General features: G+C 68.5%; 17 protein-coding genes and 1 pseudogene. 11 read left to right on the forward strand and 7 right to left on the reverse strand.

The annotated features are described in order from the left end of the window. Positions 1–1,088 precede the first annotated feature (1,088 nt). Complete coding sequence (locus V8J36_RS08620; protein WP_336466889.1) at positions 1,089–1,283, forward strand: hypothetical protein; 195 nt, start codon at positions 1,089–1,091, stop codon at positions 1,281–1,283. Positions 1,284–1,922: 639 nt separating this feature from the next. On the opposite strand, the gene V8J36_RS08625 is transcribed toward V8J36_RS08620, so the two are convergent. After that, the gene (locus V8J36_RS08625) at positions 1,923–2,102 is read right to left on the reverse strand and encodes a hypothetical protein (protein WP_336466890.1); all 180 of its coding nucleotides are present in this window, start codon (positions 2,100–2,102) and stop codon (positions 1,923–1,925) included. Between the two features lie 66 nt (positions 2,103–2,168). Here V8J36_RS08625 and V8J36_RS08630 point away from each other — a divergent pair, with 66 nt between their 5' ends. Both V8J36_RS08630 and V8J36_RS08635 read left to right on the forward strand, forming a co-directional pair. Next, the gene (locus V8J36_RS08630) at positions 2,169–3,806 is read left to right on the forward strand and encodes a BCCT family transporter (protein ID WP_336466891.1); all 1,638 of its coding nucleotides are present in this window, start codon (positions 2,169–2,171) and stop codon (positions 3,804–3,806) included. A gap of 410 nt (positions 3,807–4,216) precedes the next feature. Further along, positions 4,217–4,753: a hypothetical protein gene (locus tag V8J36_RS08635; RefSeq protein ID WP_336466892.1), complete on the forward strand. Its 537-nt coding sequence runs from the start codon at positions 4,217–4,219 to the stop codon at positions 4,751–4,753. A 399-nt stretch (positions 4,754–5,152) separates the two neighbouring features. On the opposite strand, the pseudogene V8J36_RS08640 reads toward V8J36_RS08635, so the two are convergent. Beyond that, positions 5,153–5,272 (reverse strand): annotated as a pseudogene (locus V8J36_RS08640) (IS3 family transposase); the annotation flags it as partial. 429 nt (positions 5,273–5,701) lie between these two features. On the opposite strand from V8J36_RS08640, the gene V8J36_RS08645 reads away from it, so the two are divergent. Continuing rightward, positions 5,702–8,839, forward strand: coding sequence for a Hint domain-containing protein (locus V8J36_RS08645; protein ID WP_336466893.1), 3,138 nt, complete (start codon positions 5,702–5,704; stop codon positions 8,837–8,839). Positions 8,840–9,098: 259 nt separating this feature from the next. Beyond that, complete coding sequence (locus tag V8J36_RS08650; protein WP_336466894.1) at positions 9,099–11,510, forward strand: Hint domain-containing protein; 2,412 nt, start codon at positions 9,099–9,101, stop codon at positions 11,508–11,510. 57 nt (positions 11,511–11,567) lie between these two features. Here the strand turns inward: V8J36_RS08650 and V8J36_RS08655 are convergent, their stop codons facing one another. Next, complete coding sequence (locus V8J36_RS08655) at positions 11,568–12,164, reverse strand: nucleotidyltransferase family protein (protein ID WP_336466895.1); 597 nt, start codon at positions 12,162–12,164, stop codon at positions 11,568–11,570. 5 nt (positions 12,165–12,169) lie between these two features. Then, complete coding sequence (gene mnmA, locus V8J36_RS08660) at positions 12,170–13,309, reverse strand: tRNA 2-thiouridine(34) synthase MnmA (RefSeq protein WP_336466896.1); 1,140 nt, start codon at positions 13,307–13,309, stop codon at positions 12,170–12,172. A gap of 166 nt (positions 13,310–13,475) precedes the next feature. Between mnmA and sciP the strand changes: the two genes are divergently transcribed. From sciP to V8J36_RS08685, 5 genes are all read left to right on the forward strand, one after another. Continuing rightward, complete coding sequence (sciP, locus tag V8J36_RS08665) at positions 13,476–13,769, forward strand: CtrA inhibitor SciP (RefSeq protein ID WP_336466897.1); 294 nt, start codon at positions 13,476–13,478, stop codon at positions 13,767–13,769. A 76-nt stretch (positions 13,770–13,845) separates the two neighbouring features. Beyond that, complete coding sequence (gene ctrA / locus V8J36_RS08670) at positions 13,846–14,559, forward strand: response regulator transcription factor CtrA (protein ID WP_336466898.1); 714 nt, start codon at positions 13,846–13,848, stop codon at positions 14,557–14,559. Between the two features lie 101 nt (positions 14,560–14,660). Continuing rightward, positions 14,661–17,147 (forward strand): NAD-dependent DNA ligase LigA, encoded by a 2,487-nt coding sequence (gene ligA / locus V8J36_RS08675; RefSeq protein ID WP_336466899.1) that lies wholly within the window; start codon positions 14,661–14,663, stop codon positions 17,145–17,147. Beyond that, the gene (gene recG, locus V8J36_RS08680; RefSeq protein WP_336466900.1) at positions 17,144–19,291 is read left to right on the forward strand and encodes an ATP-dependent DNA helicase RecG; all 2,148 of its coding nucleotides are present in this window, start codon (positions 17,144–17,146) and stop codon (positions 19,289–19,291) included. The genes ligA and recG overlap by 4 nt, the downstream gene beginning before the upstream one ends. A 114-nt stretch (positions 19,292–19,405) precedes the next feature. Next, positions 19,406–19,534 (forward strand): hypothetical protein, encoded by a 129-nt coding sequence (locus V8J36_RS08685; protein WP_336466901.1) that lies wholly within the window; start codon positions 19,406–19,408, stop codon positions 19,532–19,534. Between the two features lie 206 nt (positions 19,535–19,740). Here V8J36_RS08685 and V8J36_RS08690 read toward each other — a convergent pair whose 3' ends face one another. Further along, the gene (locus tag V8J36_RS08690; RefSeq protein ID WP_336467543.1) at positions 19,741–20,181 is read right to left on the reverse strand and encodes an iron-sulfur cluster assembly scaffold protein; all 441 of its coding nucleotides are present in this window, start codon (positions 20,179–20,181) and stop codon (positions 19,741–19,743) included. Between the two features lie 121 nt (positions 20,182–20,302). Between V8J36_RS08690 and hisI the strand changes: the two genes are divergently transcribed. Next, the gene (gene hisI / locus V8J36_RS08695) at positions 20,303–20,674 is read left to right on the forward strand and encodes a phosphoribosyl-AMP cyclohydrolase (protein ID WP_336466902.1); all 372 of its coding nucleotides are present in this window, start codon (positions 20,303–20,305) and stop codon (positions 20,672–20,674) included. Here the strand turns inward: hisI and gluQRS are convergent. Both gluQRS and trmFO read right to left on the reverse strand, forming a co-directional pair. Continuing rightward, positions 20,665–21,513: a tRNA glutamyl-Q(34) synthetase GluQRS gene (gene gluQRS, locus V8J36_RS08700; protein WP_336466903.1), complete on the reverse strand. Its 849-nt coding sequence runs from the start codon at positions 21,511–21,513 to the stop codon at positions 20,665–20,667. The two genes, hisI and gluQRS, sit on opposite strands and share 10 nt — an antisense overlap. Beyond that, positions 21,510–22,847, reverse strand: a complete 1,338-nt coding sequence (gene trmFO / locus V8J36_RS08705; protein ID WP_336466904.1) for a methylenetetrahydrofolate--tRNA-(uracil(54)-C(5))-methyltransferase (FADH(2)-oxidizing) TrmFO — start codon at positions 22,845–22,847, stop codon at positions 21,510–21,512. The genes gluQRS and trmFO overlap by 4 nt, the downstream gene beginning before the upstream one ends. Positions 22,848–22,892: the final 45 nt, after the last annotated feature.

A 22,892-nucleotide genomic window follows, 5' to 3' on the forward strand; every position in this document is an offset into this window, starting at 1 on the left:
GACAATCTCTTCCGGCTTGTGCTTCTTCTGTCCCATATTCCGTCCTCCATCTGGCTTGAAAGCCTACTTCAGGGAGGACCACTTTTCAGGGGGCAGACCACTGGGCGCCGAGCAACGAGAAGCAAAGCCTGGGCATGGGCCACCACTACTACCACCTCGAATGCATCTGCGGTCACCAGGTCGCTGGCCGGGTCTTAGACCTGCGCGAGGGCGTGCGGAACTCGTCGGGCACGCACTTAGCGCTCGAGGCCATCCCGCGGCTGCTCTGCGTGAGGTGTGGTCGCCGGGGCAGGCCGGCTGTCGTCAGCGGCGGCTGGGACGGTGGCGGTTATGACGGGCGGCGTCAGGGGCAGTGAGCGGCAGCCCCGCAACATTCGCGGAAGGTTCACCCTATGTCTGGAGATTTCCGCAGCGGACAATCCGGGAATTTCAATAGGTTGCGCATGGATTTGCAATCCGTTGCGGACAGGCCAGACGTAGGGCGACACCGTCGGCTGTACGATCCTGCAGTTCTCCCGTCTGACATGAAATGCAGCCAGGCTAACATCAAGATCCAGTGTCGTCCGCACGCCGATGCTTTGAAACCGAGCGGCTAATGTCGCAGAGAACGCCCAAGCAGATCCCAAATACGATGATCATGATGCCTTGGTCGATTGTCTCGCCGGTGCCATGGCTCCCCAGATATCGCTGACCAGCTTGTTGCGTTTCCGCTAGCTGGGCACCCATTACTCCCATCAAAATCAAAAACGTCCCGAGCGTGATAGCGATGGTCGCACAGATTCGCCCGAGCCAAGTAAATAACACGATGTCTTCCAGTCTACTGAACATACCCGCCGACCAAGAGCGTCACAAAAAATGGTGTCTGACAACCCCCAGAAAGCACTGATCGCCCATCGGAAAGGCATCCACTGGCTAGCCACCGGCACGCACAACCTGGCAGCCGCGCGCATTTCCGGCCGCTGGTGACGCAACCAGACTGAATTTCTCAGCCGACGCAATTTGCTCTGCATTGCTGGCGGTGTGTAGGGGCTTGCGCATGACACTCCGGCATGCTGCCTGCTTAACTTCGAAACGCTAGCTCTCTCGCCATGCAAGTCACTTACGATGCCGCGGCCGGAACCTTTACTCTGATCGGCAAGATCTGGTCGAACACCTATCCGATCGGGCAGCTCGAAGCTTGGCTGCGGTTCCATGTGCGCCAGCGCGATGAGCACCCGAAAGCGCTAGACTCCTATGACAAAACAATCGCGGGGCTTGAGGGACTGAAGGCCCGGCTCGGGTGAGCCGGTGCGGCTTCGGTGCGGTTTCGGTGCGGAAACGTGCCGAATTCTCGGGCAAGTGCGCGAAAATTTGGGGATCGTAGCGAGAACATTAGGCCTGGCACTGCCCTCCGAAGGCACCGGTCTATCGCGGCATGGCCCGATGCTATCCCGCAGAAGGGCCGGCTCCAAATCGTGGGGCAACCGCATCCTAACCCATTGATAAGTATAAGCTGGGATCCACCGGTCAGTGGGGCATGTTGGTGCTGAAATCTAACAATATTTCGCCATTCTGCTTAGTCCGACCTCGGGTACCAAAGGCCTCTGATTTTCCAGACGTTCCGGGCTTGGCCCGCGGGCCCTCGCCCCCGGGCAGGCCGCTCACCAGTCGGGATGTCCGGGCTTGCCCATCGCCCCCTATGCCCGCGGCCGCTGCCGGGAGATGCTGGTGCTTGTCTCTGCCGTCTTCGCCCTCGCAAGTGTCCGACGCGCGCCCATCCGGCGGCTGGCGCACCCGGGCGTCGCCAGCCGTCTTTCGAACGCAATGCGACGCGCGCCCGGCCCTGACGCGTCTTCCCGTCTTCTGCCCGCTCCGGAAGCCTTCGCCGGGGCGCCTTCGCGACGGCGAGGGGCCCGACCCGCCGTTGCGCAGGCGCGCGGTCATCACTCGCTGGCGGCCTGAGGAGGCCCGCGCATCGCCGGCGACATGACCAGGGCCGCTGCTTCGGCATTCGCGGCTGAAACCTTCGTCAGGTCCAATGGTTGAGGCTGCAACGTCTTTTCGATAACCTGCGCGTGATCGATCCCCAACTTCTCTCGGCCTCCCGAGGCCTCGAGCATCATGCCGGGCGCAGCACTGCGCCCCGACAACACAAGGACGAGCTTTTGACCGACCTACCACAAGTCCCGATGGACCAGGCGTCTCCGGACGCGCTCCCGGCCCCCGAGGGCCCGACGCAGCTCATCGAGACGCCCTACGAGATCGGCCAGGACAACATCAACTACCGGCGACGCTTCGTGTTTGAGCTCGACATCCACAACGTCGTCTTCAGCGTCTCGGCCCTGGGCGTGGTCGCCTTCACGATCCTCACGCTGATGTTCCAGAACGTGCTGGATCCGGTCTTCGCCGGCCTGCGCGACTGGCTGACCTCGAACCTCGACTGGTTCTTCCTGCTGACCGGCAACGTCTTCGTGCTGCTCTGCATCGCGCTGATCGTCCTGCCGCTCGGCCGCATCCGCCTGGGCGGACCCGGGGCCACGCCGGACTATTCCTACGCCTCCTGGTTCTCGATGCTCTTCGCCGCGGGGATGGGCATCGGGCTCATGTTCTACGGCGTGTCCGAGCCGATGGGGAACTACACGGCCGCGTTCGACGGCCCGGCCTATGGCGCCGATGGTGCCCGCACCGACTGGTCGCCGCTGAACGGCATGCCGGGCGATGCCGAGGGCGCAAGACGGCTGGCCATGGCCGCGACGATCTTCCACTGGGCCCTGCACCCCTGGGCGATCTATGCCATCGTCGCGCTGTCGCTCGCGCTTTTCGCCTTCAACAAGGGGCTGCCGCTGACCCTGCGTTCGATCTTCTACCCGATGTTCGGCGAGAAGGTCTGGGGCTGGCCCGGCCACATCATCGACATCCTCGCGGTCTTCGCGACGATCTTCGGCCTTTCGACCTCGCTCGGGATCGGGGCGCAGCAGGCCAGCGCCGGGCTGAACTTCCTTTTCGGCATTCCCGCGACCACGGGCGCGATGATCTTCCTGATCATCATCATCACCGGCATCGCGACGACCTCGGTCGTCGCGGGGATGGACAAGGGCGTGAAGCTGCTGTCCGAGATCAACATGGGCCTTGCGCTGCTTCTGCTGGTGTTCATCGTGGCAGTGGGGCCGACGGTCCAGATCGCGACCGGCTTCTTCAAGAACCTGCTCGCCTACGCGGAATACCTGCCCGCGCTGTCGAACCCGTTCGGACGCGACGACGACAACTTCCGGCAGGGCTGGACCGCGTTCTACTGGGCCTGGTGGATCAGCTGGTCGCCCTTCGTCGGCATGTTCATCGCGCGCGTCAGCCGCGGCCGCACGGTGCGCGAGTTCCTGATCGCCGTGCTGCTGATCCCCTCGATCGTCTCGACGATCTGGATGACCGCCCTTGGCGGCACGGCGATCAGCCAGGTCGTCACGCAGGGCATCAGCTCGGTGCAGGATGCCGCGCTTGAACTGCAGCTTTTCGAGATGCTGTCCCACCTGCCGCTGACCTCGATCACCTCGCTGATCGGCATCGTGCTGGTGATCGTGTTCTTCGTCACCTCGTCGGACTCCGGCTCGCTGGTGATCGACACGATCAGCGCCGGCGGCAAGATGAATGCGCCGACGCCGCAGCGGGTGTTCTGGGCCACGTTCGAGGGGCTGGTGGCCATCGCGCTGCTGCTGGGCGGCGGGCTGGCGGCGCTGCAGGCGATGGCCGTGTCGACCGGCTTCCCCTTCGCGATCGTGCTGCTTGGGGCCTGCGTCACGCTGGTGATGGGCCTGCGCGCCGAGCCGCGCTAGCCCGCTGCGCCACAGGGCACCGGACGCGCTTCGGTGCCCTTGCGGCAGGCCGCCCTGCCGGACGACCGCCCGCCGGATCGGCGGCGGCAAGGGACGCGGAGCCGGTTCGTGGCCTGACCCGCCCCTGGGATGCCTGGGGGACCGGCAGGGTAACCCGTTGTTTCTCCGTCACGCGGATCTCACCCTTCGTCAAGCAGCCCAGCGCGGTTGCCGTGCCCCATCGGAAACGGGCCTGTTCTGCGGTGCGGAAGGTCGGTGGGAAGTCAATCGTTTGATGCGCAACCATCTGATGCATAACGATTTATTTTCCTTCGCCGCGGTCGCGGCCGTTAACATGCCTTCTGGATTCGGTTAATCTCGGTGCCGGCACCGATCTGCCGGTGCCGGTCCCGCGCGCCAGGAGGAACCGGATGCCGCACACATTTTTCGGATCCCTGCAGCTGCCGCTGGGCGCGGTGCCGCCAGAGCTTCTGGCCGGTCTGACGCGTCCCGTGACCGACCCGGCCACGGCGCCGGTGCTGCTGGTGGCGCATTTCCACGTGCCGCCGCAGGCCCTGCACGAGGCGCCGCGGGCCGAGCTGCGGCTCTGGCGCCTGACCGGCTTCGATCCCGCCTTCGCCGAACGCCATCCCGTGGCCCGCTGCGGCTCTTGCGTGGCGCTGCCGATGCTGGTCGCCGCGGCTGACATGGCGAGCCTGCCCGCCGCGCTGGCGGGCGAGGTCGCCGCCGCGGGGGCCGAGGCGCTGCTGCTGGTCGCCGAGGCCTTCGATGCCCCGGCCGACGAGACATGGGCGCTTTACCAGCGGCTCCGGGCCGCGATCGCAGGCGCGGGCGCCGGACCGCGTCCCGAGGTGACCCTGCGCTACCGCGAGCTTTGCGGGCGCTGGACCGACCGCACCGATTTCCCGATCACCGCGGACTGGCTGCCGCTCAGCGCGACCGCCTGACGCGGCTTTCGCCTGACGCTTTCATCGGCGCGATGCCGATCAACCCGTGCGGGCGGGGGGCCTTCGCCGTGGCCACGACATCTTGTTGCCGCGGCGCTCGCGCTCGAATCGCGACTCCGTGAGATATCTTTACGTTTCGCAACCAATGGCGGCTCTTTCGACGCATTGTGCTGAAGAAGCCCTGCAATCGGCCCCGCCCAGCTTTCGCCATATTCGCGCCGGCGAGGTGCCGCTCATGGTTTACGATTCATCTACAACGCGGAAACGCGGGGCAGGCGGGATCCGGGCGCTATGGCTAACAAAACTCTAATGAAATCGCGGCGCGGTCCGGGAGTGCGGCGTGACGCCTCTGGGGGTCTGTTCACTGGCCTGCCCCGAACGGGTGGTCCGGATTCGATCTTAGTGCATGACGGGCGTCGGCGCCACGGCCTGAATGGCCGGCGGAGCTGAGCCCGATGGCGAAGCCGGCCATTGCGTGACCTCTGGCGCGGGCGGTCGGTAGCCCAGCGACGAATGCGGNGTTAGTGAAACTTTAAGCACAACCGGCAGTGCGAAAAACCCACCGATATCCGCAACTTCCGGGGCGATCCTGCCCCGGGCCGGACATGGTTAAGACGCATTTCACCTTGTTGGACGCTGCACTGCATGTATTCATCGAGGGGTCCCGCAAGGGAAACGACCGTGGGGGCGGTCGGTTGGTGTTCGGCGCGGAATCGCGAGCGTAGTGACGAAAATTCGACGGGCATCGGGCCGCTGCGGCCGATGCAATGCCGACCCCCTCGCCGGGAAGCGGCCGTCCCTTTGTCACCTCACTTGCTCCTCACGAAACCTTAACCGGCAGGTCGGTCCGGCGCCGTGCGCGCCACAGGACCCCGTCGCAGCGCCGCTGCGGCCCGAACGATGACCTGCCGGATCCCAGCCCGGCCCGAGCGACGAAGTGGTGAGACGATGACCTGGACGACCAAAGACACCGACTGCCACGACCAGACCGACAACCGGGACGGCATCGTCGAAGGGACGGCCGGCGCCGACCTGATCAACTACAACTACACCGGCGACCCGGATGGCGACCGCATCGACCACGATGACGCGCTCAGCTGGACGTCCTCGAAGAACGACGACGAGGTCCGCGCCGGTGCCGGCAACGACACCATCGACGCCGGTCTCGGCAACGACCTGGTCTATGCGGGCTCTGGCTCGGACAAGGTCTCGGGCGGCGCGGGCGACGACACGATCTACGGCGACAGCGATCCCTCGGAAGCCGCGGGCGGGCGCGAGTCCTTCAACTGGTCGCAGGTCTCTGACAGCTGCATCTCGTATTACGGCGACAAGGTCGACAATTACGAGGACATGTCGGGCCGCAAGATCGTTCAGGACACCGGCGACAACAAGGTCACGGTCGATATCCCGGACAGCTGCAAATTCCTGTGGTATTCCAAGGGCGTCGACTCGTCCTTCACCACCAACGGCAACAATGTCGACGGCCTCAACGGCGGCAACGAGACGGTCAGCAGCCACTCGGGCCTGCAGTCCTTCGCCGAGAAGGGCGAAAGCGCGACCTACAAGTTCGGCTTCGAGACCCCGGCCGAACATGTCCAGTTCAACATCTCGGACATCGACGCGAACAAGGGCCAGGTCTCGATCCGCGCCTATGACGCGAAGGGCAACCTGATCACCGTCCAGCTGACCGGCGGCGCGAACCTCGCGCTGACCGACACCGACGGGCTGGCCGGCGTCGACACCGCGACCTCGAAATACACCTGTGCCGTCTCGCCGACCGCCGCGTCGAACACGCTGCATGTCGAGATCGCGGGCCCGGTGGCGCGGATCGAGGTGATCCATTCCAACGTCGGCACCGGCAACTCGGCCGTGGTGATTTCCGACATGTTCTTCGACACCGCCGCGCCGATCGCCGGCGATGACACGCTGGACGGCGGCGACGGCAACGACGTGATCTACGGCGAGGCGGGCAACGACGTCATCACCGGCGGCAACGGCAATGACACGCTGGACGGCGGCGAGGGCAACGACAAGATCTACGGCGAGGCCGGAAACGACGTCATCACCGGCGGCAAGGGCAACGACACGCTCGACGGCGGCGACGGCAACGACAAGATCTCGGGCGGCGACGGCGACGACCTGATCTATGGCGGCAAGGGCGACGACACCATCGACGGCGGCGCCGGCGCGAACACGATCTACGGCGGCGAAGGCAACGACAAGATCATCGGCGGCGACGCCGGCAACAAGATCATCTCGGGCGACTACGGCCTGCCGGACCAGGGCTATCCGGGGCTCTACCCCTCGGACCCGAACCCGAACGACGACCGCGACTATGTCGAGACCGGCGCAGGCAATGACACGATCTTCACCGGCGACGACGACGACACCATCAAGGCCGGCGCCGGCAACGACTATATCGACGCGGGCATCGACGACGACCTCGTCTATGGCGAGGCCGGCAACGACACGATCATCGGCGGCGAGGGCAACGACACGATCTTCGGCGGCGACGGCGACGACGTGATCTACGGCGGCCTCGGCAACGGCGTGACCGATGCGATCAACATCCCCGATGTCGATGGCGACAAGCTGCCGAACAACGGCCGCGACGTGATCGACGCCGGCGCCGGCAACGACACCGTCTATGGCCAGGACGACAACGACCTGATCCACGGCGGCGAGGGCAACGACTACCTCGACGGCGGCGTCGACAACGACACGCTCTATGGCGACGCGGGCAATGACACGCTGATCGGCGGTCAGGGCGACGACTCGCTGCTGGGCGGCGACGGCGACGACAAGCTCGACGGCGGCACTGGCAACGACTACCTCGACGGCGGCACCGGCAACGACCTGCTGGAAGGCGGCGAGGGCAACGACACGCTTCTGGGCGGCGCCGGCAACGACACGCTGCTGGGCGGCGCGGGCAACGACAGCCTGACCGGCGGCAATGGCGACGACCTGATGCAGGGCGGCGCCGGCAACGACACGCTGCTGGGGGGCGAGGGCAGCGACACGCTGCTGGGCGGGCTCGGCAAGGACAGCCTCTCGGGCGGGGCCGGGAACGACCTGCTGGAAGGCGGCGCCGATGACGACACGCTCGACGGCGGCGAGGGCAACGACACCCTGCTGGGCGGCGCGGGCAACGACAGCCTGATCGGCGGCGCGGGCACCGACCTGATCGACGGCGGCGACGGCAACGACACGATCCTCGGCGGTGCCGGGGCGGACACGATGCTGGGCGGCCTTGGCCAGGACACCTTCGTCATCGGCGCGGGCGAGGGCATCGGCGACTGGATCGACGGCGGCGCCGGCCCGCTCGAGCAGGATTACGACACGCTCGACCTCACCGGCTCGGCCTCGGCCGGCGGCTCCTTCGTCGTGCACAAGACCGAGGTCGACTCGAACGGCAACGGCTGGAACGGCTATGTCGACTACTTCGACAGCTACGGCAACTTCACCGGCAAGCTCGAGTTCAACGAGATCGAGAAGATCGTGCCCTGCTTCACGCCCGGCACCTCGATCGCGACCCCGAAGGGCGAGCGTCTGGTCGAAGAACTGCGCGTCGGCGACAAGGTCATCACCCGCGACAACGGCATCCGCGAAATCGCCTGGGTGGGCGCCAAGACGCTCGACTACGGCCAGCTGGCCGGCAACGCGCACCTGCGCCCGGTGCTGATCCGCGCCGGTTCGCTGGGCAACGGCCTGCCCGAGCGTGACATGCTTGTCTCGCCGAACCACCGGATGCTGGTCGCGAACGAGCGCACCGCGCTCTACTTCGACGAGCACGAGGTACTGGTTTCCGCCAAGCATCTGGTCAACGGCCACGGTGTCGCCCGCGTCGAGGCGCTGGGGGTGAGCTACATCCACTTCATGTTCGACCAGCACGAGGTGGTTCTGGCCAACGGCGCCTGGACCGAAAGCTTCCAGCCCGGCGACTACTCGCTGGCCGGCATCGGCAACGCCCAGCGCAACGAGATCTTCGAGCTCTTCCCCGAACTGAAGACCTCGGTCGGCCTGAACGCCTATGTCGCGGCGCGCAAGACGCTGAAACGGCACGAGGCCTCGCTGCTGGCGCGCTGATCCGGCGATGCGGTTGCGGCCGGGGCGAAAGCGCCCGGCCGTCCTGCCCGGCGGGACAGTGCAGTCTTGGTTCCAACGGGTCCGGCCCGGTGCGATCGCGGTGGGGCGATCGCCCGGGCCTTTCGCGTTTCGCCTGTGCGTGCGCGGAATGCCCGGCGCAACACCCTGAAGTTGCGTCCTAATTCGGCCATTATGGTTACTTAGATGCTGCCGCAACATCCCCGAGCTCCCGCGGGGATGACGCGCAGGAGACGCCAGAATGGCGACGTACAACGGCACCTCCGGGGCCGACAGCTATACCGGCACCTCCGGGGCCGACACGATCGCCGGCGGCACCGGCAATGACAGCCTCTCGGGCGGCGCCGGCAACGACCGGATCATCGGCGGACCCGAAACCGCGGTGACGGCACAGGCGCTGGATCTGAACTGGACCCAGTCGACGCTGAAACAGCTCGACGCCTCGGGCGAGCGCTTCGGCTTCACCCAGGACACCGGCGGTGTCGCGGTCACCGCGACCGTCACCGGCGGCCCGTGCAACGCCCATCCCGGCACCATCGACGGGACGACCGCCAACTACGTCGCCGCGGGCGAGACCTTCGCCCAGAAATCCTCGCTGGCGCTGACCGGCGCGGCGCCGGGCACCTCGGCCACGCTGCGGCTCGACTTCGCGGCGACCGCGGGCTCGGGCAATGCCGCGGCGGTCGGAAACGTCAGCTTCCGCGTCAACGACATCGACCGCGGCACCTATACCGACCAGGTCACCGTCCGCGCCTGGGACGCGCAGGGCAACGAGATCGCGGTGAAGCTGACCGCGGCCGGCGACGACAAGGTCTCGGGCCAGACCGTCACCGGCTATGGCAGCGACCGCGCCTCGACCGCGGGCGGTTCGGTCCGGGTCGACGTGGCGGGGCCGGTCGCGCGGATCGAGCTGGTCTATGCCAACGCCGGCCAGCAGGCCGCGCAGGTGATCACCGTCACCGACGTGCAGTTCACCTCGATCCCCGCGGCGGATGACGACACGCTGTCGGGCGGCGATGGCGACGACTGGCTGTCGGGCGGCTATGGCGACGACCTGCTGAAGGGCGACGCGGGCAACGACCGGCTCGAGGGCGGCGCGGGGCGCGACACGCTGCTGGGCGGCGCGGGCAACGACACGCTGGCGGGCGGGAAGGGTGCCGATGTGCTGAACGGCGGTACCGGGATGGATTACGCCGACTATTCGGCCTCGTCCGCAGGGGTCACCGTCGATCTCTCGGCCGGCACCGGCAAGGGCGGCGACGCCGAGGGCGACACGCTCAGCGGCATCGACGGGATCTTCGGTTCGGCCCATGACGACCTGCTCATCGGGTTCGACGCGCAGGGCACCGACCCAAGTGACAGCTACACCAACATCTTCCACGGCGGCGACGGCAACGACACGCTCGACGGCCGCGGCGGCGACGACCAGCTTTACGGCGACGCCGGCCACGACCTGCTGCTGGGCGGCACCGGCAACGACCTGCTCGACGGCGGGACCGGCAATGACACCCTCAGAGGCGAGGCCGGCAACGACACGCTCAGGGGCGGCGAGGGCGACGACCGGCTGGAAGGGGGCGACGGCGACGACAGCCTTTCGGGCGACGCCGGGCGCGACACGCTGTTCGGCGGGGCCGGGCACGACATCCTCGACGGCGGCGACGGCGACGACCAGATTTACGGCGGCGCCGGACGCGACACGCTGATCGGTGGCGCGGGCAACGACCTGCTCGATGGCGGCGGCGGCGCCGATACGCTTTCGGGCGGTGCAGGGCGCGACACGCTGGTCGGCGGCGCCGGGGCCGACCTGATCGAGGGCGGTGCGGACGCGGACCTGATCCGCGTCGCGGGCCCCGGTGACGGCATCGGCGACACCGTCGACGGCGGCGCGACCGGCGACGATCACGACACGCTCGACCTCACGGGCTCGGCACCCGCGGGCGGTTCGCTGAAGGTGATCCGCACCGGCGTCGACAGCGACGGCAACGGCTTCGACGGCCGCGTCGACTATTTCGACGCGCAGGGTGCCCTCACCGGCTCGCTCACCTTCCGCAACATCGAGACGATCGTGCCCTGCTTCACCCCCGGCACGCTGATCGACACCGCCAAGGGGCCGCGCGCGGTCGAGGATCTGGTGCCCGGCGACCGCGTCCTGACCCGAGACGAGGGCTTCCAGCCGCTGGTCTGGACCGGCCGGCGCGATCTGGGCGCCGCCGATCTGGCGGCGAGCCCGCGGCTCGTTCCGGTGCGGATCCGGGCGGGGGCGCTGGGGCAGGGCCTGCCGGTGCGCGATCTGGTGGTCTCGCCGCAGCACCGGATGCTGATCACCGGCCCGCGGGTCGAACTGATCACCGGCGAGCCCGAAGCGCTGGTCCCGGCGCTCGCGCTGCTGGGCCGCCCGGGCATCGAGCGCTGTGCGCCGGGCGCGGTCAGCTATCTGCACGTGATGTGCGCGCGCCACCAGATCCTGCGGGCCGAGGGCGCCTGGAGCGAAAGCTTCCAGCCCGGCGCGCGGGTGCTGGCCGACATGGACGAGGGGCAGCGGGCCGAGTTGGAACTGCTGTTCCCCGCCCTGTTCGAGGGCCAGCCCGACCTCGCCTATCCGGCCGCGCGCCGCACCCTGAGCGCGCCCGAGGCCCGGATGCTGGCGGCCTGACCCCGGCCTGAGCCCGGGCTGGCCCCGGCCTGGCCCCAGACTGACCACTGACCGGGCCTAGCGCCCGGTCTTCGCCCGCCAGCGGGCCCAGTCCTCTGGCGTGTCGAGATCCGTCAGCGCGGCATGGCCGGGCAGGGGCACCGCCAGCCAGTCCTCGCCCTTCAGCACGCCGCGCGCCCCCTGATCACCGCGAAGCGCGCCCAGCGCCGGCAGCAGCCGGGCGGGGAACAGCACCGGGTGGCCCGGCGTGCCATCCTCGGCCACCGCCCGGACCACGCGCCCGGGCGCCTTGGCGGCGGCTGCCAGAAGCGCCGCCACCGCCGCGCCGTCGATCTCTGGCATGTCGCCCAGCATCACCAGCAGGCCGTCCTCGCCCGCCGCCAGCGCCGCGGCCGCACCCGCGCGCAGCGAGGCCGCCAACCCTTCGGCGGCATCGGGAACCGTCAGCATCTCGACCGCCAGCCCCGCCAGCGCCGCCGCGCGGGCCGGACGGTCCGGCGCCAGCGCCACCCGCACCACGGCGCCCGCGTCCAGCGCGGCCCGCGCCAGCCGCGCCAGCAGCGGCTGGCCGTCCACGGGCTCCACAAGCTTGTCGCCCCCGCGCATCCGGCTGGCGGCCCCGGCCGCGCAGATCAGGACCGAGGCCGGGCGCATCCCGCTCAGCGCCCCTTCCAGATCCAGCCGCCGCCAAGGATCCGCGGGCTGTCGGGATCGTAGAACACGCAGGCCTGCCCGGGGCTGACGCCTTCTTCGGGGTCCAGCAGCTCGACCTCGGCCTCGGTCGCCGAAAGCGGGCGCAGCACCGCCGGCCGCGGCGGCCGGGTCGAGCGGATGCGCACATTGACCTGCCATTCGGCGCGGGACTCGAAGGCCTCGTCGCCCAGCCAGTTGATCTCGCGCAGCGGCACGGTGCGCGTCGCCAGCGCCGCCTTCGGCCCGACGATCACCTGCCGGCTCTCGGGGTCCAGTTTCACGACGTAAAGCGGTTCCGCCACCCCGCCGATGCCAAGGCCCCGGCGCTGGCCGATCGTGTAATGGATCACCCCGCGGTGGCTGCCCAGCACCCGCCCGTCGAGATGCACGATCTCGCCGGGTTGGCCGGCGCCGGGGCGCAGCTTCTCGATCACCGCGGCATAGTTGCCCTCGGGGACGAAACAGATGTCCTGGCTGTCGGGCTTGTCGGCGACCGGCAGGCCGTATTTTGCCGCCAGCGCCCGCGTTTCGGCCTTGCTGGCCAGATGGCCCAGCGGGAAGCGCAGGTAGTCCAGCTGCTCGGGCGTGGTCGAGAACAGGAAATAGCTCTGGTCGCGGTTGGCATCGGCCGCGCAATGCAGCTCGGCCCCGCCGGCGCCCATCACCCGCTGGATGTAGTGGCCCGTCGCCATGCAGTCGGCGTCAAGCTCCTTCGCGGTCTGCAGTAGATCCTTGAACTTCACCCGCTCGTTGCAGCGGATGCAGGGCACCGGCGTCGCCCCGCCAAGGTAGGCATCGGCGAATTCCTCGATCACCGCCTCGCGGAAGGTGTTTTCGTAATCCAGCACGTAATGCGGGAAGCCCATCGCCTCGGCCACCCGGCGCGCGTCGTGGATGTCGCGGCCGGCGCAGCAGGCGCCCTTCTTGGCCAGCGCCGCGCCGTGGTCGTAAAGCTGCAGCGTGACGCCCACCACGTCATAGCCCTGCTCCTTCAGCATCGCCGCCACGACCGAGCTGTCGACGCCCCCCGACATCGCCACAACCACGCGGGTTTCAGAGGGCGGCTTCGCGAAACCGAGCGAATTCAGCGGATGGGCATCAAGCATGGCGGTGACTTTCGTTGCCGGGGGTCAAGGCCCCGGAGCGAAGGGTTGGGATCGGTGCGGAATATAGGAAAAAGCCCCGCAGTCACAAGCCCGGCCCTTCACCGCACTTTAATCGCTGGGGTTCAGCTTGCCCGACGGGTGATTGGGGGTGCGGAAGGGGGACGATATGTATCTGAAGAAGGTCGGCGGTCCACGGGCCGTCACGCTCGACGACGGGACGATTCTGACCAGGGCAGACCTGCCGCCGCCGGAAACCCGGCGCTGGGTGGCCTCGCGCAAGTATTGCGTGGTCCGCGCGGTCGAGGCCGGGCTGCTGACAGAGGCAGAGGCGCTGGACCGCTATGCGCTGACTGCCGAAGAGTTCGGCGAATGGCGCGCCGCGGTTGCAGGCCACGGCATGACCGCATTGAAGGTCACCAGTCTTCAAAAATTTAGACAACCAAGGATTGAACCGTGTTAGCCTCCAATCGGTAACGGGCACTTAACCATTTGGCCCGAGCATCGGTGTGACAGAGGTTAACTAGGGGGACGGTTCGATGCGGATTCTTTTGGTTGAGGACGATCCCACGACATCGCGCAGCATCGAGCTGATGCTGACGCATGCCAATCTCAACGTCTATTGCACGGACATGGGCGAAGAGGGGATCGATCTGGCGAAGCTCTACGATTACGACCTGATCCTGCTGGACCTGAACCTGCCGGACATGTCGGGGCTCGAGGTGCTGCGCCAGCTGCGTCTGGCCCGGGTCGGGACGCCGATCCTGATCCTGACCGGGGCCGACGATACCGATGCGAAGCTGAAGGGCTTCGGCTTCGGGGCCGACGACTACATGACCAAGCCCTTCCACCGCGAAGAGCTGATCGCGCGGATCCACGCGATCATCCGCCGCTCCAAGGGCCATGCGCAATCGGTGATCCGCACCGGGCGGATCTCGGTCAACCTTGACGCCAAGACCGTCGATGTCGACGGCAAGGGCGTGCATCTGACCGGCAAGGAATACCAGATGCTGGAACTGCTCAGCCTGCGCAAGGGCACGACCCTGACCAAGGAGATGTTCCTGAACCATCTTTACGGCGGCATGGACGAACCCGAACTCAAGATCATCGACGTCTTCATCTGCAAGCTGCGCAAGAAGCTGGCCGAGGCGACGGGGGGCGACACCTATATCGACACCGTCTGGGGCCGCGGCTACGTGCTGCGCGACCCGGTCCCGGTCGATCAGGACCACCGCGTCCCGATGCGGGCGTGAGGCAAGGACCTGACGCACGGACTTGCGGGCGCGGGGCGGCTGGAAATCCGCCCCGGGCTTGCCTAAGACTGCTCGTCGGAAGATGACGAGCGGAGGGGCGGATGGTCGCGAAACCTGGGGCGGAACCGGCGATCGAAACCCTCGACGCGGCCGGGGCCGAAGTGGAATGGACCCGCCTCGCGGCAGAGGTCGCGCGCGCCAACACCGCCTATCACGCAGAGGACGCGCCCGAGATCTCGGACGCGGCCTATGATGCGCTGAAGCGCCGGCTTCTGGCGCTCGAAGCCGCCTTCCCGCTGCTGTCGCGGGCAGACAGCCCGACTGCCTCTGTCGGGGCCGCCCCGTCAGAGGCCTTTGCCAAGGTCACCCATGCCCGGCGGATGATGAGCCTCGAGAACGCCTTCGCGGACGAGGACATCGCCGATTTCGCCGCGCGCATCCGCCGTTTCCTGAACCTCGCGCCCGATGCGCCGCTGGCCTTCACGGCGGAACCGAAGATCGACGGCCTGTCGCTGTCGCTGCGCTACGAGGACGGAGTTCTGGTGCAGGCGGCGACCCGCGGCGACGGCACCACCGGCGAGAACGTCACCGCCAATGCCCGCACCATCGCCGACATCCCCGGGCGGATCGACGCGCCCGGCGTGGTCGAGATCCGCGGCGAGGTCTACATGAGCCACGCCGATTTCGCCGCGCTGAACACGCGCCAGGCCGCGGCCGGGGCCAAGACCTTCGCCAATCCGCGCAACGCGGCGGCGGGCTCGTTGCGCCAGCTCGACGCGGCCGTCACCGCCAGCCGGCCGCTGCGCTTCTTCGCCTATGCCTGGGGCGAGCTGTCCGCGCCGCTGGGGCCGACCCAGTCCGCGGCCATCGCGCGGATGCAGGCGCTGGGGTTCGCCACCAACCCGCTGACCCGCCTCTGCGCCACGCCGGACGAGATGCTCGCCCATTACCGCGGCATCGAGGCCGGGCGCGCCGATCTCGGCTATGACATCGACGGCGTCGTCTACAAGGTCGACGACCTCGCCCTGCAAGAGCGGCTCGGCTTCCGGGCCACCACCCCGCGCTGGGCGATCGCGCACAAGTTCCCGGCCGAGCTCGCCTGGACCCGGCTCGAGGCGATCGACATCCAGGTCGGCCGCACCGGCGCGCTCTCGCCGGTGGCGCGGCTGGTGCCGGTGACGGTGGGGGGCGTCGTCGTCTCGAACGCGACGCTGCACAACGAGGATTACATCGCCGGCCGCGACTCGCGCGGCGCCGAGATCCGCGAGGGCAAGGACATCCGCCCCGGCGATCTCGTGCAGGTCTACCGCGCCGGCGACGTGATCCCGAAGATCGCCGATGTCGACCTTTCGCGCCGGCCCGAGGGCACCGCGCCCTATGTCTTCCCCGAGACCTGCCCCGACTGCGGCTCGCCCGCCACCCGCGAGCCCGGCGACTCGATCCGCCGCTGCTCGGGCGGGCTGATCTGCCCGGCACAGGCGGTCGAGAAGCTGAAGCATTTCGTCTCGCGCGCCGCCTTCGACATCGAGGGCCTCGGCGCAAAGCAGGTCGACCGCTTCTACCATCTCGGCTGGCTGCGCCGCCCCTCGGACATCTTCACCCTCGCCGCACGCGATGCCGAAGGGCGCAAGGCGCTGCCCGGAACCGAGGCCCTCGTCCGCGACGCCTTCGCCACGGCACCAGAGGTGGCGATGGCAGAGGCCGAGACCGGCGCCTCCGCACCGGAGGACCCCGAGGCGCTCACCCCCGAAACCTCGCGTGCGGCCCTCCATCAACGGATGACAGAGGCGCTCGGGCTCGAAACCGCACCTGATGCCGTCACCGCGGCCGCCACCTTCGCCGCGCTCTCGTCCCAGCCGCTGGCCCGGCAGCTTGGCTGGGGCGCGCGCAGTGCCGGCAACCTCTTCGCCGCCATTGCTGAACGCCGCCGCATCGCCCTGCAGCGGCTGATCTTCGCGCTCGGCATCCGCCATGTCGGCGAGGTGGCCGCCGCCGATCTCGCCCGCCATTACGCCGACTGGTCGCGCCTCGCGGCCGGGCTCGATGCTGCACGGCCCGCGGCCCTTGCCTGGCGCGCCGCCGACGCCGCCGAGCGCGAGGAACGCGCTGCCGCCGCCGGCGAGGGCCGCCGCGCGCGCCTCGCCGAGGCTCGCGCAGCCGCCCTGGCCACAGCTGCGCCATCGCCCGAAGCCGAAGCCGCCTGGGCCGAGCTGATCGGGATCGAGGGCCTCGGCCCCGTCGTCGCCTCGGCCCTGTCGGACGCCTTCGCCAACCCCGAGGAGCGTGCCGAGATCGACCGCCTCGCCGCGATGCTCGACATCGTGCCGCCCGAGGCGCCGCGCACCGAGGGCAGTCGGATCGCCGGCAAGACCTTGGTCTTCACCGGCACACTCGAGAAGATGAGCCGGTCCGAGGCCAAGGCCCGGGCCGAGGCGCTCGGCGCCAAGGTCGCAGGCTCGGTCTCGGCGAAGACCGACCTGCTGATCGCCGGTCCCGGGGCCGGATCGAAGGCCACCAAGGCCGCCGACCTGGGCATCGAGGTCATCGACGAGGATGCCTGGCTCGCGCTGATCGAGGCCGAGGGGTGAGCGACCCCGCCGCCCCGCCGGCGGCCCCATCCACGGCACCGCCTGCAGCGCCGCCCCGTGGCCGCCCGCCCGCGCTGTTTCCGCTGTTCGCCGGCCTCGAGACGCTGGACGGTGTCGGCCCCAAGACTGCGAAACTGCTCGAGGCGCTCGCGATCACCCGGCCGCGCGACCTGGCCCTGACGCTGCCCGCTCAGCTCGTCGACCGCCGCCTGCGCCCGACGGTGCGCGGCCTCGCGCCACCCGCGACCGTCACGGTCGAGGTCACCGTCGGTCGCCACCTGCCCTCGGCGCGCCGGAACGGTCCGACCCGGGTCGAGGTTCAGGACGCCGAGTGCAGCTTCGCCCTCGTCTTCTTCCACGCCCGCGGCGACTGGCTGAAGAAACAGCTTCCGCCCGGCGCGCGGCGCATCGTCTCGGGCAAGCTCGATCTCTTCGACGGTGTTCCGCAGATTGCCCATCCCGACCTGATCCTGCCGCCCGAAGAGGCGGGTGAATTGCCGGATTGGGAACCCGTCTACCCGCTGACCGCCGGCCTCGGGCAACGGCAGATGGGCAAGGCTGCCGCGGCTGCGCTGGCACAGGCGCCGGACCTGCCGGAATGGATCGACCCCGGGCTGCTGGCGCGCGAGGGCTGGCCGGCCTGGCGGGCCGCGCTGTCCCGCGCCCACGCGCCCGAGGGGCAGGAGGATCTCTCGCCCGCGGCGCCGTCGCGCGCGCGGCTGGCCTATGATGAACTCTTCGCCCATCAGCTCACCCTCGCCCTGGCCCGCGCCCGGGCGCGCCGGCAGCGCGGGCGCGAGACCCGCGGGACCGGGGACCTGTCGGACCGCGTGCTGGCAGCCTTGCCCTATCGCCCGACCAATGCCCAGACCCGCGCGATCTCGGAGATCGCCGGTGACATGGCCGGTCCCGAGCGGATGAACCGCCTGTTGCAGGGCGATGTCGGTGCCGGCAAGACCCTCGTCGCCTTCCTCGCACTTTGCATCGCGGTCGAGGCCGGCGGGCAGGGCGTGATGATGGCCCCGACCGAGATCCTTGCCCGCCAACATCACGAGGCACTGGCGCCGCTGGCCGCCTCTGCCGGGCTCGAGATCGCGATACTCACCGGCCGCGACAAGGGCGCGGCGCGCGCCGAGAAACTGGCCGCGCTGGCCGAGGGGCGCATCGCCATCCTGATCGGCACCCATGCCGTGTTCCAGCCCGATGTCGTCTTCCACGACCTGCGGCTGGCGGTGATCGACGAGCAGCACCGCTTCGGCGTCACCCAGCGCATGGAACTGGGCGCGAAGGGCGAGGGCGTCGACGTGCTGGTGATGACCGCCACCCCGATCCCGCGCAGCCTCGCCCTTGCCCAATACGGCGACATGGAGGTGAGCCTGCTCGACGAGAAGCCGCCCGGCCGGCAGCCGGTGCAGACCCGCGTGCTTTCGGACGGACGGATCAACGAGGTCGTGGCGCATCTCGGGCGGGCAATTGACGAGGGGCGGCAGGCCTATTGGGTCTGCCCGCTGGTCGAGGAAAGCGAGACCTCTGACCTTGCCGCCGCCACCGAGCGGTTCCGCGACCTGCGCCTTACCTTCGGCGAGGGCAAGGTCGCGCTGGTCCACGGCCAGATGCCGCCGGCCGAAAAGGACGCGGCGATGGCCGATTTCGTCGCCGGCCGCGCCCGCGTCCTGGTGGCGACGACGGTGATCGAGGTCGGCGTCAATGTCCCCAACGCCTCGATCATGGTCATCGAACGCGCCGAGACCTTCGGCCTGGCCCAGCTGCACCAGTTGCGCGGCCGCGTCGGCCGGGGGAGCGCGGCCTCGACCTGCCTGCTGCTCTACCAGGCGCCGCTGTCCGAAACCGCGGGGCGCCGCCTGCAATTGCTGCGCGAGACCGAGGACGGCTTCCGCATCGCCGAGGAAGACCTCGCGATGCGCGGCGCCGGCGACGTGATCGGCACCGCGCAATCCGGCCTGCCACGGTTCCGGATCGCCGACCTCGAACGCCAGGCCGGGCTGATGGAGATCGCGCGCAGCGATGCCCGGAGCCTGCTGACGCAGGATCCCGAGCTGGCGGGCCCGCGCGGGCTCGCAGCCCGCACGCTGCTGTGGCTGATGGACCAGGACCGGGCGATCCGGCTGATGACGGTGGGCTGATCTGGCGGGCATCCCGTTCTCCTTCACCGCCAGAATCACTATTTGTTCTTAAAAAGTTCTTTACTTGATCGGCGCACCGTGAGAACAAAGTGGAAACACAGCCCGGAGGCCACGATGATCGACGACCTGTTCGCCCTGATCCGCCGCAGCGAAGGCACGTTCCTGCGCGACCTTGCCGGGGGGCTCGCGCTGATGGGCAGCCTCTTGCTGTTCCTGCATCTTCCGGGGTTCGGCTGGATCTGACCGGCGTTCCGACCCTTGCCCGTGCCGACCTCTGACGGGGCCGGCGCCGGCCGCTCACGCGCCGCTTCCGCCGGGGGGCGCGGTGGTCCCCAACCCACCGTTGCCAGCCTGTCCCAGCCGGGTCCGCACCCCGGCCAACCCGGAGCCCGGAACCCGCGCCACTCGCCGCCGCCATCTTCGGATGCGCGGCGGCCTTTTCCTAACGATCAGCCTGCGTCGCGCGCGCGGGCCTCTTCGGCCGCGGCCACGGCATCAACCGCGGCCTCGAGCGCGAGAAGGATCGAGGCATGGCGGTTGCGGTAGTCCCGCGCCGGTAGCAGGGCCTCGTAGCCTTCGAAGGGGGCGGCCGGAACCGGCCCGTTGGACTTGAGCATCGCCGCAAGCGCGTCGCGCGCCGCCTCGATCTCGGCGCGATTGCGCCCCGGCAGCGCCGCCCCGGCGATCGCGGCCGAAGCCTGGCCAAGCGCGCAGGCCTTCACGTCCTGCGCAAGTTCGGCGATGCGACCGTCGCGCAGCGTGACTTCGGTGGTCACGGTCGAGCCGCAAAGCGGGCTGCGGCGCCGCGCGCGGCCCTCCGGCGCGGGCAGGCTTCCAAGATGCGGGATGTCGGAGGCAAGCGCGAGGATGCGTTCCGAATAGAGCTTCATCAGGTCTTCGCTCACCGCGCACTCCCGTCGTGACGCCCGGCTGGGGCTGGCTGCGGGGCTGGTCCCCGCTTCGCATGCGCTATAGATAGGCACCGCGTTCCGGCAATGCAAAGGTGCCCCGATGAGCCCCACGTCCAGCTTCGATCCCGCGACCCTGCGCTATGACGCCCAGGGCCTGATCCCGGCGATCGCACAGGACCATCTGAGCGGCGAGGTGCTGATGATGGCCTGGATGAACGCGCAATCTCTTGAGAAAACACTTGAGAGTGGAGTCGTAACCTATTGGTCGCGATCGCGAGGCGAGCTCTGGGCAAAGGGCGCGACTTCGGGCCATGTGCAGCGTCTGGTCGAACTGCGGGTCGATTGCGATCGCGACTGCCTGCTGCTGCTGGTCGACCAGACCGGGCCGGCCTGTCACACCAACCGCCGCTCGTGCTTCTACACCGCCCTGCGCGAAGGAGCGGAAGTCGAGATCCTGCAGGTTCAGGCCTGAAGGCCGATCAGGCGCCGGATCTCTTGCGGGGCCGCGCCTTCGGCCCGGTAGAGCGCCAAGGCGCGCGCATCGTCGCGCTTTGCCAGTCGCTTGCCGGCTTCGTCTCGAATTAGTTCATGGTGAAAATAGCTTGGCGTATCAAGATTCAGTAGATTCTGAAGAACGACATGGATGAACGTGGCCTCGAAAAGGTCTTCGCCACGCGTTACCTCGGTGATCCCTTGCGCGGCGTCATCCACCACCACTGCCAGATGATAGGCGGCGCCGCCGGATTTCCTCGATAAAACAACGTCTCCAATTGATGTTGCGAGGCGATCTTCAGTCAGAATGTGAACGCCTGAATGTGCCGGCCCATACTCACAAAACGCATTTGCATTTCCACTCAAAGCCTTGAATGACTTGGACATATCAAGTCGGATTGCATCTGTCGCCTTGGCCGTGGCCATCGACCGCTGTCGGCAGGTTCCGGGATAGATCGTCCCGTCCGGCCCCTGCGCAGGAACGCCTTCCTGGGGAGCCGATGTCGCAGCGCGGATGTCGGCACGAGTGCAGCTGCAGGGATAACACAGGCCCAGCGCTATCAGTCGATCGAGGGCCGCGTCATAGGCCTCCTGCCGGCTCGACTGGCGCAGAACCGGCTCGGGCCACCGCAGGCCCAGCCAGTGCAGGTCGTCGAAAATCTGCGCTTCCCAGTGCGGGCGCGATCGCTCGCGGTCGAGATCCTCGATCCGCAGAAGGAATTCGCCGGGATCCGCGCGCTCGGCGGCGATCAGCGCGGCATAGGCATGGCCCAGGTGCAGCGGGCCGGTCGGGGACGGGGCGAAGCGCGTGCGCTTCACCCCTGCGCCTCGAGCCAGGCGGTGAACGAGGCCTTCGCGCGGTCGGTGTAGGCGCGATAGCGGTCCTTGCGGCCGCGGCGGCCGCCCTTCGCCTCGACCGGGGGGAAGAGGCCGAAGTTCACGTTCATCGGCTGGAAGGTCTTCGCTTCGGCGCCACCGGTGATATGGGTGACGAGCGCGCCCGTCGCGGTGTCTGGCGGCGGCGGAGGCAGGTCGCGCCCGAGGATCGCGGCCGCGGCCATGCGCCCGGCGATCAGGCCCATCGCCGCGCTCTCGACATAGCCCTCGACCCCGGTGACCTGACCCGCGAAGCGCAAGAAGGGACGCGAGCGCAGCCGCAGCCGGTCGTCGAGCAGGGTCGGCGAGTTCAGGAAGGTGTTGCGGTGGATGCCGCCCAGCCGGGCGAAGCGCGCCTCGCGCAGGGCCGGGATCATCCGCAGGACCTCGGTCTGCGCGCCATACTTCATCTTCGTCTGGAAGCCGACGATATTGTAGAGCGTTCCCAATGCGTTGTCCCTGCGAAGCTGAACCACCGCATAAGGTTTCACGCCGGGATCATGGGCATTGGTCAGCCCGATCGGCTTCATCGGCCCGAAGCGCAGCGTCTCGCGCCCGCGCTCGGCCATGACCTCGATCGGCAGGCAGCCGTCGAAATAACCGGCGGTCTCGCCCTCGTGGAACTCGGTCTTGTCCGCGGCCAGCAGCGCGTCGATGAAGGCCTCGTACTCGGCCTTGGTCATCGGGCAGTTCATATAGGCGGTGCGCTCTTCCTCGGTCTCGCCCTTGTCGTAGCGCGATTGCATCCAGGCCACCGACATGTCGACGCTTTCGGCATAGACGATCGGGGCGATGGCATCGAAGAAGGCAAGGCTGTCGGCGCCGGTCTCTGCCCGGATCGCCTCGGCCAGCGCGCCCGAGGTGAGCGGGCCGGTGGCGATGATCCACTGCCCGTCGCGCGGCAGTTCGATGATCTCTCCATCCTCTACCGAAATCAGAGGGTGTTCACGCAACGCACTGGTAACGCTTTCTGAAAAAGGATCGCGATCCACGGCCAGGGCGCCGCCCGCCGGCAGGCGGTGGCGCGCGGCCATCTCCATGATCAACCCGCCCGCGGCGCGCATTTCCCAATGCAGCAGGCCGACGGCGTTCTGCTCGTGATCGTCCGAGCGGAACGAGTTCGAACAGACCATCTCGGCCAGGTTGCCGGTGCGATGCGCGAAGGTGCCGACCTTGGGGCGCATCTCGTGGATCACGACCGGCACGCCCATCCGCGCCGCCTGCCAGGCGGCCTCGGACCCGGCCATGCCGCCGCCGATGATGTGAAGCTTTTCCATGCCCGCCAGATACTCCCGCGCCCCCGGAAACGGAAGCGGGCACTT

This window comes from Frigidibacter sp. MR17.14 (genome assembly GCF_037095735.1).
Lineage (GTDB): Bacteria > Pseudomonadota > Alphaproteobacteria > Rhodobacterales > Rhodobacteraceae > Frigidibacter.